The 12,350-nt window shown below is 67.1% G+C and carries 11 protein-coding genes; 7 read left to right on the top strand and 4 right to left on the bottom strand.

Annotation, left to right across the window (positions count from 1 at the left end; translation table 11 throughout):
* Positions 1-138 precede the first annotated feature (138 nt).
* Both FHY02_RS08425 and FHY02_RS08420 read right to left on the bottom strand, forming a co-directional pair.
* Positions 139-873 (bottom strand): FadR/GntR family transcriptional regulator, encoded by a 735-nt coding sequence (locus FHY02_RS08425; RefSeq protein ID WP_183921323.1) that lies wholly within the window; start codon positions 871-873, stop codon positions 139-141.
* 146 nt (positions 874-1,019) lie between these two features.
* Positions 1,020-1,694, bottom strand: coding sequence for a hypothetical protein (locus tag FHY02_RS08420; RefSeq protein WP_183921322.1), 675 nt, complete (start codon positions 1,692-1,694; stop codon positions 1,020-1,022).
* Between FHY02_RS08420 and FHY02_RS08415 the strand changes: the two genes are divergently transcribed.
* A complete protein-coding gene (locus FHY02_RS08415; RefSeq protein ID WP_183921321.1) occupies positions 1,684-1,905 on the top strand; it encodes a hypothetical protein in 222 nt (73 codons plus the stop codon). The genes FHY02_RS08420 and FHY02_RS08415 overlap by 11 nt on opposite strands.
* A gap of 231 nt (positions 1,906-2,136) precedes the next feature.
* On the opposite strand, the gene FHY02_RS08410 is transcribed toward FHY02_RS08415, so the two are convergent.
* Together FHY02_RS08410 and FHY02_RS08405 are read right to left on the bottom strand one after the other, a co-directional pair.
* The gene (locus FHY02_RS08410; protein WP_311731797.1) at positions 2,137-3,648 is read right to left on the bottom strand and encodes an aminotransferase class V-fold PLP-dependent enzyme; all 1,512 of its coding nucleotides are present in this window, start codon (positions 3,646-3,648) and stop codon (positions 2,137-2,139) included.
* Between the two features lie 438 nt (positions 3,649-4,086).
* Positions 4,087-4,281: a hypothetical protein gene (locus FHY02_RS08405; RefSeq protein WP_183921320.1), complete on the bottom strand. Its 195-nt coding sequence runs from the start codon at positions 4,279-4,281 to the stop codon at positions 4,087-4,089.
* A gap of 415 nt (positions 4,282-4,696) precedes the next feature.
* On the opposite strand from FHY02_RS08405, the gene FHY02_RS08400 reads away from it, so the two are divergent.
* The 6 genes from FHY02_RS08400 to FHY02_RS08375 all read left to right on the top strand — a co-directional run bounded on the left by FHY02_RS08400 (position 4,697) and on the right by FHY02_RS08375 (position 12,332).
* Positions 4,697-5,704 (top strand): SDR family oxidoreductase, encoded by a 1,008-nt coding sequence (locus tag FHY02_RS08400; protein WP_183921319.1) that lies wholly within the window; start codon positions 4,697-4,699, stop codon positions 5,702-5,704.
* Positions 5,701-7,527: a glycoside hydrolase family 15 protein gene (locus FHY02_RS08395; protein WP_183921318.1), complete on the top strand. Its 1,827-nt coding sequence runs from the start codon at positions 5,701-5,703 to the stop codon at positions 7,525-7,527. Before FHY02_RS08400 ends, FHY02_RS08395 begins: the two co-directional genes overlap by 4 nt.
* 51 nt (positions 7,528-7,578) lie before the next feature.
* A complete protein-coding gene (locus FHY02_RS08390; RefSeq protein ID WP_183921317.1) occupies positions 7,579-8,472 on the top strand; it encodes an SDR family oxidoreductase in 894 nt (297 codons plus the stop codon).
* Positions 8,473-8,656: 184 nt separating this feature from the next.
* Positions 8,657-9,994: an alpha/beta hydrolase gene (locus FHY02_RS23300; protein ID WP_183921316.1), complete on the top strand. Its 1,338-nt coding sequence runs from the start codon at positions 8,657-8,659 to the stop codon at positions 9,992-9,994.
* On the top strand, positions 9,991-11,517 hold the full coding sequence (locus FHY02_RS08380) for a GMC family oxidoreductase (RefSeq protein ID WP_183921315.1): 1,527 nt from the start codon (positions 9,991-9,993) through the stop codon (positions 11,515-11,517). Before FHY02_RS23300 ends, FHY02_RS08380 begins: the two co-directional genes overlap by 4 nt.
* 11 nt (positions 11,518-11,528) lie before the next feature.
* Complete coding sequence (locus FHY02_RS08375; RefSeq protein WP_183921314.1) at positions 11,529-12,332, top strand: SDR family NAD(P)-dependent oxidoreductase; 804 nt, start codon at positions 11,529-11,531, stop codon at positions 12,330-12,332.
* The last annotated feature ends 18 nt before the right edge of the window (positions 12,333-12,350 follow it).

The following is a 12,350-nucleotide window of genomic DNA, read 5'->3' as shown; positions in this document are numbered from 1 at the left end:
CCACGGGGCCGGCCGTCGCCACTGGACGACCGCGGAGAGCTCGTGGAAGTCTCCTAGTTGCCGCGCCGTGTGCACATCGCCGTCGCAGACCGTTAGCGTCGCTTCGTAGAGTGACCTGCTCTCGTATACTTGCTATGTCTAATCGATTGTAAGCAAAACCTCATCGATTACAGCCCGCATGTTCTCGGCGGCTCCTGCGGCGTCATGCGCCATAATGGAGTGGTATACAGCGGCATGCTCCTCGATACGAGCGGTGTGCCCAGCGATCCTGTTAGTCAACCGACTTGAGACGCGCAGGGCGATCGCCACGACGTCGCGGAACTGAATGAAAAACGGGTTTTCGGTCGCGCGAAGTACCGCCACGTGGAAGGCCAGATCGGCGTCGAGTGGATCGTCCTCGTCGTGCTCGGCTGCTCGCATCCGCTCTAGCCCTTGCCGGATCGCCTGGCGCTGCTGCGGGTCGGCGCGTCGCGCCGCGAGCGCTGCGGCCTGGGGCTCGACGCCAGCCCGCAGCTCGTTGAAGCGCCGCAGGAGCGCGATCGATGGCGGGCGCTCGAGGATCCACCTCAGAACGTCGGTGTCGAATAGATTCCAACTTTCCTGCGGCATCAAAAAGGTGCCTAGCTTCGGGCGGGTCCCGAGGAGCCCCTTAGCTGCGAGCATCTTCAACGCCTCGCGCGTGACAGAGCGGCTGACGCCGTGGCGCGTCGCCAGCTCCTTTTCAACCGGAAAGGGGCGGTCTTCATATTCGCCGGCTACGATCGCGCGTCCTAGCAGGTCCAGCAGTCCGAACGTCAGGTTGCGCCCGAGGTCCGGCCTACCCACCGGAAGCCTGTTCGAGCCCGCGCTGACGAAGGTCGCATCAGCGGACATGGCGTGGCGTCGCTCGAACGGAGGAAGATCGTGGTCGGCGCGTCACATCACGCCTCGCCGAGGCACGCGGCTCGTCGGACAGGTGGTATGCACCCGCACGGCGGCTCGCGCATGCGGGCAGCCGTCTACGGGCGCCGCCCCGGCAGTCACACGAACGGGTCGGCCCCACCGGGCACGTCCCAATTGTAGCGTCTGATCACCGACGGCGAGGTGAAGCGCCACTCCTCCGGGGTGGGGGAGAGCGATCCGGCAATTGGATGGCCCGCTGGCGTGCCGACGGCGATGGCGAAGGCCGCGCGCACGGCATTTCTGGCCTCGTCGGTCATGGCGTCGGGTGCCGGCGCGATGAACAGGGTCGTCCCGCTGCGTGCCACGACGTCCAGCCATTGCGAGGTGAGCCGCCAGGGGATGATGCGGGTGACCGCGACGATGTCGGGATCCGCGTGGAAGAAGGTGCGATGCTGTGGGATGCGGTAGGCCAGCGCGTTGACGCCGAACCGCCGCGTCCGCTCCCACTCGCGGCCGCTGGTATCGTCCGAGATACGCTGCGTTTCGAAGATGCCCGCGGCGAGGTGACCGAAAGTGTTGCAGCCCAGGATGGTGCAGCTCGTCCCCGCCGCCGAGCGGATCGCTCGGTACAGATCGAGCACGATCTCCGCCGTGGTGCGCGTCGCGTCGGCGAAGCGCCAGCCGCGTCGTCCGGGTTGCGCCCCCATGTCGCGTCCCCACTGTCCAAAGATCTCGAAGGTGGTGAAGTCGTGCTTGATGAACTCGAAGCCTTGCGCGCGCGCGTCGCGGACAGAGCGCAGGATGGCGTCCATTCCGTCGGGCATCGAGAGCCAAAGTGTCGCCGACGGGCGCTACGCGCAGACGCTGGCCTGCCCACAGAAGAAGAGCACGCCACTGCATATCGTGCGATCCGGCAGCTATGACGCGTCAGGCCTTGCCGGTCAGGCGATCGTCACCGGCACAACGCCGAAGGGAGCATTGCGAATTACACTCGATCAACGGGCGAGCAGGATAGGCGCGTAAGTACTGCGCAGCGCGGCGCATGACCAAACGGCATGCTGATGCCGCTTGAAGTCGCTGACGGGCCGATTCTGTCTACCGAAGCGACCACGCTGAATCACGTGCTGGATTCAGCAGCGCGCGAACCAGACAGCAGCCCAGAGCGGCCAAGAGACTTTGAGGTCTAGATTGACGATTGGCGAGAGTTGGGAGGCGCGCAGCGTGACGGGAGTGACTGCTTCTGGGTCCAGTCACCTACTTGGTTGGACCATTGACGACCCTGATGGTTGCCTCAGCCGGGTCTACCGGATCCATGATGAAGGCACCGGCATCTCGGTTGGCGATCAGCCACGCGACGTGCGCAGCGGAGATGCGTTGGCCTGGCACCAGACGCGGGACGCCTGGTGGCGCCGGCGCGATCATCTCCGCCGCAATGTGCCCCTCTGCATCCTCGTAGCGGACCATCTCCGCCGGACCGGCGAGCGCTTCCGAGCCGGAGATTGCCATGTCGACCGACAAAGTTGCCACGCTTGGACCACCCGGCGAGCGCGGAAGAAGCGTGGGATCTGCCGAGAACCGAGCAACGAGATCCGCTAACCCCCGCTCGAGCCCGCGGATGTCGCTGCGCGTCGTGCCGAGTGAAATGACAGCCAGGATGTGACGCTCGTCAGAGAGCCCCATGCTGATGCGATGCTCTGCAAACAGCCAGTCGTCGATGGCGTAACCCGAGACCCCCAACCCGGAAATGTCGATAAGGACCTTGGTTTCATCGATCTCGGCACCGGCTGGTATATCATCGCGACCTAGGACTCGCAGCGGTGCGATGCTGCCGATCCTCTCTCGCGCGCTACGCGCCAATTTGAGCACATCGTTCCACATCTGCTCGCCACGCAACGCGTGGTCGCGCCTCGTTGCGTCTAGGGATGCAAGGATAGGAACCGAGGGGCTGGTCGTCTCGAACAGCTCGTACGCCATCCATAGCCGCTGGCGGTCGAGGACGTTCCCTTTCGCCACGATGATCGAGCCCTGCGCCAGCGCCCCCATCGTCTTATGCGCGCTGTACACGGCAGCATCGGCGCCCTTCGTGAGCGGATCGCCAGGTAGTGCCTCGCAAAAAGTATATGCGCCACCCCAGGCGGCATCGACGATCAGCGAGATGCCATGGTCATGGCAGATGTCGGCGAGCGCCGCGATGTCGCTCGTCACGCCGTAATAGGTCGGACTGACCACGATGGCCGCCTTCGCGGCCGGATAGCGCGCCAACGAGGCTCGCAGCGCCTCTGGCGCTACGCCGTGCTCGATGTCCCATGCCTCGTCGACCTGTACGGGCACGATCCCGACATCAAGCCCGGCCGCCAGAGCGAACGTGCGCTCCGCCTTGTGAGCATTCGCCGCAATAAGGATCGTCTCACCCGGACCAGCAACCGCCGCCATGACGGTGTGAAGACTCTGCGTCGATCCACCCGTGACAAAGCGGCAGAAATCGGCATTCCACGCCTCAGCAGCGAGTTCATGCGCACGCTGCAGCGCATGTGCTCCTTCAGTCCGATCATCCAGCCCCTTGGGTGTGAGCACGTCAGCACGGAAGAGGCGTTGGCCGAGCAAGCTGCGCAGCCTTGAAGGCATCGCAGCGCCTTGACTGTGTCCCGGAGCGCCGAACCCGATCGGCGCTTCGTGTTCGATTGCTGCCAACGCCTCGACGAGCGGCGCGCTCTTCTGGTCCATGTCGATCCCTTGTTTAAGCGGCAGGCCAAACGCGCGGATCACAATAACTTAGCCGTCAAACCGAAGATATTTATTTAGGTGGTCGGTGGGCAGGCGGGCCATGCCGCCGTTTGGCCGGATGGGCGATCAGCGCGTGGCCGCTTGATCGTCATCGATGTCGTAGGTTCGATAATCCGTTAAGCCCATTGAAGGGGGCTCGATGGTCTGACGTGACGAAAAGGCCATCAGCAGCAGAGATGAACGTCGCCATCTGCGTGCCAGCGCGCAACGAGCCGGACACGTTGCCGCAGTTCTTCTCATCGCTGGAGCGCCTCGACCAACGCAGTCTCGCGCCGGTCCTATGCCTTCACCTCGACAGCTGCGACGACGATAGCGCGGCGATCGCGCATGATGGCGCTGTCAAAGCTACTGCACCTGCAGTGCTCGCCGAGGTAGAGGAGGGGCTATGCCCCGCCCGCGCAAGCCAGCCAGTCCATTCCGCTACTTCAACTCGTCACCCGAGGTGATCCGGCTGGCGGTGCTGATGTACGTGCGCTTTCCGCTGTCGCTGCGGAACGTGTAGGATCTGCTGTTCGAGCGTGGGATCGACATCTGCCACGAGACGGTGAGGCTGTGGTGGAACAGGTTCGGTCCGCTGTTCGCCGGTGAGGTGCGGTGCCAGCGGATGAGTCGCATGCGCGGCTTTCGCCACTGGCGCTGGCACCTGGACCAAATGTACGTGAAGCTGAATGGTGAGATGGTCTACCCGTGGGAACCTGCCAATAGCTCTTGCGGCAAAGTGCGCGGAGAGCCCCGCCTTCTTGGACGCTGAGATGAACGAACGTCGGGAGTTGATTCGCCGGCAGCTGACTCTGAGTGACCGCTTCTGGGTCCTGAAGCAGTTAAGAGCAAGCCGGCGACGCTCCCTACAGAACCTGAAGATCTCCTCAAGCTGTCCCGAGCGATCCTAAAGCCCGATGCTCGCCAGACCAGGTAAGACGCTGACCTACGGATATGATGCAGAGCAAGGGCGTTGTCGGCTCCGAACCCCAGGTGCGGATCGCGCCGGTCATCCGACCACGGGGCTTCTCAGGAAGAAGCGAGAGGCGGCATGGCGAGAACCATAGTGGTGACGGGCGGCAGCGCGGGCATCGGCTTGGCGATCGCCGAGCGGTTCGCGCGCGATGGCTGGCAAGTCGCGATCGTAGCTCGGCAAGAGGCACGACTGCAGCAGGCCAGCGCGATGCTGGCGGCTGCTGGCGCCCCCAAGGTGCTGGCGATCAGCGCCGACGTCGCGGACGTGACGGCGATCGACGCAGCCGCTGCGCGCGTTGAGGCCGAGCTCGGAGCCATTGCCGCCTGGGTCAACAACGCGATGTCGACCGTCGTCGCGCCGGCGGATCGCATCACCGCCGCGGAATACGAGCGTGTCACCGCCACGACGTACCTAAGCCAGGTGTACGGCACGCTGGCGGCGCTCCGCTACATGAAGCCGCGTGGGAAAGGCGCAATCGTGCAGATCTCGTCGGGCTTGGCGGAGCGACCGGCGCCGCTCCAAGCAGCCTATTGCGCCGCCAAGGCAGCGGTGACGGGATTTACCGACTCGCTGCGTGCCGAGCTGATCGCCGACAAGAGCGCGATCTCGCTGTCGGTCATCTACCTGCCGGCGGTGAACACACCGCAGCCGACCTGGGCACGCAATCGCAGCGGGCGCGAACAGGTCCTGCCCGATCCGTTGTTCGACCCGCGGCTCTGCGCGGAGGCGGCGCTCGAAGCAGTGAGGCGGCCGCAGCGCGAGTTCTGGGTCGGCCGGTCGACCGCGATGATGGCGCTCGTGCAGTCACTCGCGCCGGCGTTCGCGGACCGCCAAGCGGCCAAGCAAATCGATGCCATGAGCGGCGCACCCGCGCCAGATCGGGAGGGCAACCTCGACAGGCCATACGAGGGTCCTGCCGCTATTGATGGGCCGTCGACTGATCGGGCGCAAGCCGGCCAGCTTCAGACCTTCTCTAGCCGGCAGCGTGACCTGCTCAAGCTCGGCGCGGCGGGTGGGTTGCTTGGCATCGGCGCCGCAGCCGCATTTGGTCTGGCACGTATTCCGCCGCGCCTGCGTTCATGAGCGGGCTGCTCGACGAAATCCGCGGCACGCTCACAGCACCGGCACCTGGCGGCGTTCGGCTGGACGGCTATCTGGCGCTCGAAGACTATGGCGCCCTCGGCGATGGTCGTTCGGTCGCACTGTCGGGCGCGGACGGCTCGATCGACTGGTGGTGCGTGCCCAATCTCGACTCGCCGCCGCTGTTCGATCGCCTGCTCGATCCCGAGGAGGGCGGCCGCTTCGTCGTGACGCCGACCGACAGCTTCACGGTCGAGCGGCGCTATCTTCCCGACAGCAACGTGCTCGAGACCGTCTTCACCACGGCAACGGGAAGCGCCAAGCTGACCGAATCGATGAACAGCGGTACCGCCGGCCGTCTTCCCTGGGCCGAGCTGGGGCGGCGGATCGATGGATTAACCGGGTCGGTGAGCTTCCGGATGGAGATGCGCCCTGGCCGCCGAGCCGACGGTGCCAGTCCGTATCACTCGACGATCGGCAAGCACGCCGTCTTCCATGTTGGAAACGTGCTCGGGCTGCTGCTGCACAGCGACGGGATCGTTGTCAGCCGCACTGACGAGGCGGTCACGGCCGAGTTCGCGGTGGCCAGCGGCCAGCGCAGGATCGTGGCGATCGTCGCAGGCGAGGACGAGCCGCTGGTGGTGCCGACGATCGATCGGATCGACGAGCGCATCGACACGTCCGACGCCGAGTGGCGGACCTGGTCCGAGCGGGTCGAGCATGGCGGGCCGCGCCGCGCCGCGTTCATCCGCAGCGTCCTCGCGCTCAAGCTCCTGCTGTTCTCGCCCTCGGGCGCTATCGCCGCGGCCGCCACGACCTCGCTGCCGGAGGGTATCGGCGGTCATAAGAACTACGACTATCGCTACGCCTGGATTCGCGACGCGGGCTATACCATCAAGGCGTTCCTCGCGGCGGGCGCGCAGGCCGAGGCCAAGGCGGCGTTCAGCTGGCTGCTCAAGCGACTGGCCGAGCATGGCGCACGCGTCTGCTACACGCTCGACGGCGCCGTCGTGCCCGGGCTGCGCGAGATCGAGGTGCCGGGCTATCGCCGCTCCACGCCCGTACAGGTCGGCAACGCCGCGACCGATCAGCACCAGCACGGCATCTATGGCGACATCTTCGAGACCGCGGCGCGCTTCGTCGCCTGCGGCAACATCCTCGATGCGTCCAGCGCCGAGCTGCTGTCGCACCTCGCCGACCAGTGCGCCGACGCGTGGCGCAAGAAGGACGCCGGCATCTGGGAGCTGCAGGAGCCGCAACATTACACCATGTCGAAGGTCAGTTGCTGGCAGGCGCTCGCGCGCGCGGTCGAGCTGGCGGACGAGGGGCAGCTACCCACCACCTGCCGCGAGCGCTGGTCACGCGAACGCGACCGGATCGCGCGCTGGATCGAGGAGCATTGCTGGTCTGAGGCGAAGCAGGCCTTCGTCTTCTATCCGGACAGCGACAGGCTCGACGCCTCGCTCGCGCTCATGGTGCGCTTCGGCTTCGACGGTCGTGAACGGCTGGAGAAGACCCTCGACGCGATCGACGCCGAGCTCGGCGCCGGCCCCTATCACTACCGCTACAGCGACGTCGCCGCCGAGGAAGGCTGCTTCCTCGCCTGCACCTTCTGGATGGTGGAGGCGCGCGCCTTGCTCGGACAGCGCGGCCGCGCCGAACAGTCTTTAGCGGCCATCACGCGGGCACTCGACCGCGGCGTCGGCGTGATGAGCGAGATGGCCGATCCGCGCTCCGGCGCGTTCCTCGGCAACCTGCCACAAGGCCTGTCGCACCTCGCGCACGTCATGGCGCTCGATGTGCTCGCCGCCGAGGGCGACTGCTGACGCCCATCCGCTTCATTTTTCTTGGTCCCCCACACAAGCTGGAGCATCTCCATGACCGATCGCCTGACCATGCAGGATCCGCGCACGCAATATCCGCAGCCGCCGTTCCCCCGCCAGCCACAACCCGTCCCCGGTCTCGCCGTCGAGATGGATCCCAAGCCCGATCACGGCGAGACAAGCTATGTCGGCGCGGGCAAGCTCAAAGGGCGCAAGGCGCTGATCACCGGCGGTGACAGCGGCGTGGGTCGCGCCGCCGCGATCGCCTACGCGCGCGAGGGTGCGGACGTTGCGATCTCCTATCTCGCCACCGAACAGTCCGATGCCGACGAGGTCGTCAAACTCATCGAGGCCGAGGGGCGAACGGCGGTCGCGCTGCCCGGCGACATCACCGACGAGTCATGGTGCCGCGAGCTGGTCAGCCAGGCCAGAGCGGCGCTGGGCGGGCTCGACATCCTCGTCATCAACGCCGGTCGGCAGCAGAACCGCGAGGACATCTCGAAGGTGACCTCGGACGACTTCGACAAGACGATGAAGACCAACCTTTACGCCATGCACTGGATCACGCAGGCAGCGGTGCCCCACCTGCCAGCGGGCGCGAGCGTCATCACCACCGCCTCGATCCAGGCGTACGAGCCGTCGGCGATCCTGCTCGACTATGCCACGACCAAGGCTGGCATCGTCGCCTACACCAAGGCGCTGGCCAAGCAGCTGCTGGAAAAGGGCATCCGCGCCAACGTGGTCGCACCGGGTCCGTTCTGGACCGCGCTGCAGGCGTCGGGTGGCCAACCTCCCGAGGCGGTGGAGAAATTCGGTTCGGAGAGCCAGTACGGTCGTCCCGGCCAGCCGGTCGAGCTGTCGGCGGTGTACGTGCTGCTCGCCAGTCAAGAGGCCAGCTTCATCAACGGCGAAGTGTACGGCGTCACCGGCGGCGCCGGCGTAGCCTAGGGCCTCTGCGGCAGCACCGTTGGTGCTGCCGCCACAACGCTGAGAGATCACGGTGCACGCCGCGTGTTGTCAGTACACGGGTTCACGATATCAGCGAAATTGCGACGACGGGCTCGGTATGCCGGAACGGATCCGCATGCCGACACTTGATGGTGATCACTGATCAACATCAATAGGTAAGCGCGTGGCCCAGCTCTATTTCTTACACGCGCTTGGCGCGAGTGCGCGCGAGTGGGACGAGGTAATCACCGGATTGGGCGATCTCGGGGATTGCGTGGCGCTCGACCTTCCCGGCTTCGGCGACAGCGCGGATGCCGTACTTGACGTCGCGGGACTGGTTGACTGGTTCGCGCAGCAGGTGTCGGCCCGGCAACCGCAGAGTTGGGCGGTGATCGGCCACAGCATGGGCGGCAAGATCGCGACGCTCGCCGCCGCTCGCGCGCGCGACGGCGACCCGGATTTCGCAGGCCTCGCCGCGGTGGTACTGCTCGCCGCCTCGCCGCCCGCGCCCGAGCCAATGAAGGAGAAGCGTCGCGCCGAGATGATCGGCTGGTTCGCCGATGGCCGGATCGGTGCGGACGAGGCGGCGATGTTCGTCGATGCCAATACCGCCCGGCGCCTGCCTAAACCGCTGCGCGCGCAGGCGATCGCCGATGTGGAGCGTTCCGGTCGCCGCGCGTGGACCGGCTGGCTGGAGCGCGACAGCCGCGAGGATTGGCAGGCGGCGGCGGGGACGCTTTCGGTGCCGGCGCTGATCGTCGCCGGCGGCGAGGACGGCGATCTGGGCGAGGACGCGCAGCGGCGGCTCAACCTGCCGCACTATCGCGACGCGCGCGTCGAGGTGGTGGCCGGTGCCGCGCATCTGTTGCCCTATGAACGGCCTTCTGCGGTCGCGGCCCTGATCCGGGACCATGTCACGCCGGCCTTTGCGCGAGCTTTGCCTGCGCCCTTCGTTGCGCTGCTCGCGTCCGATCGGGTCAGCCGCCGGACGCGGGCGGTGTTGACCGAGCGGCACGCCGCACCGCCGCAGGGCAAGGTGCTGTCGCCGCAGCAGCGGGCGGTTCTCGCCGCCCTGGTCGAGACGGTGTTGCCGGGCGCCCCCGATCCGGTCGATCTCGCCGCCCGGATCGATGCGATGCTGACGGGCGGGATCGGCGACGGCTGGCGCAGCGCCGAACTGCCCGCCGATGCCGAGGGCTGGACGTCGGGCCTCGACACGCTCGACCGTCTCGCCGGCGGCTACGCCGACGCCGCGCCGGCGGATCGTGAGCGATGTCTGCGGTCGATTGCCGACGGGACCGGCGACACGAAGGGCGGTGACCTCGATCCGCGCCAGATGCGACTATGGTTCGCCGAGGCGCGCGCGGAGATCGCGCGGCAGTGGATGGCGCTGCCGGCCACCATGGCCCGGATCGGCTATGACGGTTTCGCTGTCGGCGGCGACGGACCGCACAAGCAAGGGTATCGGCTGACCCCGGCCGACACGATCGAGGACTGGCAGCGGCTGGAGGCGCGAGCATGAGCGGCGCGGCGGACATGGCCGACGTCGTCATCGTCGGCAGCGGCGCGGGCGGCGCGCCGCTCGCCGCGCGGCTGGCCGAGGCGGGCGTCTCGGTCGTGGTGCTGGAGGCGGGGCGCGCCTTCCGGCCCGACGATCATGTCCCCGACGAACTCGCCGCCGATATCTATTGGATGGAGGAGCGGCTGAGCGGCGGCGCCGACGCCACCGCCTTCGGCGCCAACAATTCGGGCATGGGCGTCGGCGGTTCGACGTTGCACTGGGGCGCCTTCTGCCCGCGGCCCGACGCGCGCGACCTGCGGCTGCGCAGCGAGAGCGGGCAGGGCGAGGACTGGCCGATCGCGCATGACGAACTGATCGGCTATGTCGACGCGGTCGAGCGCTTCATCGGCGTGTCCGGCCCGGCGCGTTACCCGTGGGACGCGGGACGGCGCTACGAATTGCCTCCGGTCGCGCGCAACGCCCCCGCCGACGCGATGGCACGCGGCTGCGCGGCGCTCGGAATCGTCGCGACCGACGCTCCCGCCGCTCTGATCTCGCGCGACCGCGCGCAGCCGCATTGGGGTGAGCGCAAGGCGTGCGTCAACTGCGGCACCTGCCACCAGGGCTGCCGTACGGCGGCCAAGGCGACGACCGACACGAGCTGGCTGCCCCTCGCGGTTGCGCATGGCGCCGAGGTGCGCGCGGAGTGCCGCGTCATCGATATCGAACGCGACGGCAGCGGCCGGGTGAGCGGCGTCGTCTATGTCCGCCGCGGCGAGCGCAGGCGCCTGGCCTGCCGCACGCTGTTCCTGTGCGCCGGCGGGGTCGAGACGCCGCGACTGCTGCTCAACCTCGATCTCGCCAATTCGAGCGGTCAGGTCGGGCGCAACTTCATGGCGCATGTCGCGACGCAGTTATGGGGTCGGTTCGACGCCGACATGCGGATGAACCGCGGCTATCCCTCGTCGCTGATCACCGAGAACATGATGCGGGCCGCCGACGCCGACCATGCCGGCGGCTACCTGATCCAGAGCCTAGGCGTGATGCCGGTGACGCTCGCCACCAATCTGGCGCGCGGGGCCGGGCTGTGGGGGCGGGCGCTGGTCGACCTCCTCGACGATTACAACCGGTTGGGTGGGATCGGCATCAACGGCGACTGCCTGCCGTCCGACGACAACCGGCTGACTCTGGCGGACGAGACCGACGCCTATGGATTGCGCAAGGCGCGGATCGACTTCAGCTACGGGCCGAACGAGCGCGCGATCGATGTCCATGCGCGAAAGACGATGACCGCGATCTGGGAGGCGGCGGGCGCGCGCGACATCTTCGCGGTCGATCGCTCGGCGCATACGATCGGTACGTGCCGGATGGGCGATGACGGCGACCGCGCCGTGGTCGATGCCGATGGACGCAGCTTCGATATCGAGAACCTGTTCATCTGCGACAATTCGGTTTTCCCGAGCGCGCTTGCGGCCAATCCGGCGCTGACGATCATGGCGCTGTCGCTGCGCACCGCCGACCGTTTCCTCGCGACGCGAGGCTGAAGGAGAGAGACATGGATCTGGGGATCAAGGGCCGCATCGCGCTGATCAGCGGGGCGGACTCTGGCATGGGGAAAGAGACCGCGCGGTTGTTGCTGGAGGCGGGCGTGCGCGTCGCCATCACCGACAAGCCCGACGGCACGCTGGACAAGGCGGTCGGCGAACTGTCGCGGCTGGGCGAGATCGTCGCGGTGACCGGCGACGTGACCAAGGTCGACGAGGTCGAAGCGATATGGCGGCAGGTCCGCGACGAGCTGGGCGAACCCGATATCTACGTCAACGCCGCCGGCGTCACCGGCGCGACCGGCGACTTCCTCGACGTCGACGATGCCGGCTGGCTCGAGACGCTCGACATCAATCTGATGGGGGCGGTGCGCATGTGCCGCGAGGCGATCCCGGCGATGCGCGAGAAGGGCTGGGGCCGAATCGTGCTGTTCGCGTCGGAGGATGCGGTGCAGCCCTACGTCGACGAACTCGCCTATTGCGCGTCGAAGGCCGGCATCCTCAGCCTCGCGAAGGGCCTGTCCAAGGCCTATGGCTGCGACAACGTGCTGGTCAACACCGTCTCGCCGGCGTTCATCGCGACGCCGATGACCGACGCGATGATGCGCAAGCGCGCCGAGGAGAAGGGAACCTCGTTCGACGAGGCGATCGCCAGCTTCCTGGAAGAGGAACGGCCCGGCATGGTGCTGAAACGGCGCGGTAAGCCAGAAGAGGTGGCCGCGGCCGTCGCCTTCCTCGTCTCCGAGCACGCGAGTTTCATCAACGGCGCCGGCATCCGCGTCGATTCCGGCTCGGTCTCCACGATCGCCGGCTGACGGGGCGGAACCGTTAAC

Source organism: Sphingomonas sp. BK069 (assembly GCF_014193405.1).
GTDB lineage: Bacteria > Pseudomonadota > Alphaproteobacteria > Sphingomonadales > Sphingomonadaceae > Sphingomonas.
This window is presented reverse-complemented; position numbering and strand designations above follow the sequence as displayed.

Coding starts and splice junctions, on each gene's coding strand:
- FHY02_RS08425 (WP_183921323.1), bottom strand. CDS start 873: ATGTCCGCTGATGCGACCTTCGTCAGCGCGGGCTCGAACAGGCTTCCG.
- FHY02_RS08375 (WP_183921314.1), top strand. CDS start 11,529: ATGGATCTGGGGATCAAGGGCCGCATCGCGCTGATCAGCGGGGCGGAC.
- FHY02_RS08390 (WP_183921317.1), top strand. CDS start 7,579: ATGACCGATCGCCTGACCATGCAGGATCCGCGCACGCAATATCCGCAG.
- FHY02_RS08380 (WP_183921315.1), top strand. CDS start 9,991: ATGAGCGGCGCGGCGGACATGGCCGACGTCGTCATCGTCGGCAGCGGC.
- FHY02_RS08405 (WP_183921320.1), bottom strand. CDS start 4,281: ATGCGACTCATCCGCTGGCACCGCACCTCACCGGCGAACAGCGGACCG.
- FHY02_RS08400 (WP_183921319.1), top strand. CDS start 4,697: ATGGCGAGAACCATAGTGGTGACGGGCGGCAGCGCGGGCATCGGCTTG.
- FHY02_RS08395 (WP_183921318.1), top strand. CDS start 5,701: ATGAGCGGGCTGCTCGACGAAATCCGCGGCACGCTCACAGCACCGGCA.
- FHY02_RS08420 (WP_183921322.1), bottom strand. CDS start 1,694: ATGGACGCCATCCTGCGCTCTGTCCGCGACGCGCGCGCGCAAGGCTTC.
- FHY02_RS08415 (WP_183921321.1), top strand. CDS start 1,684: ATGGCGTCCATTCCGTCGGGCATCGAGAGCCAAAGTGTCGCCGACGGG.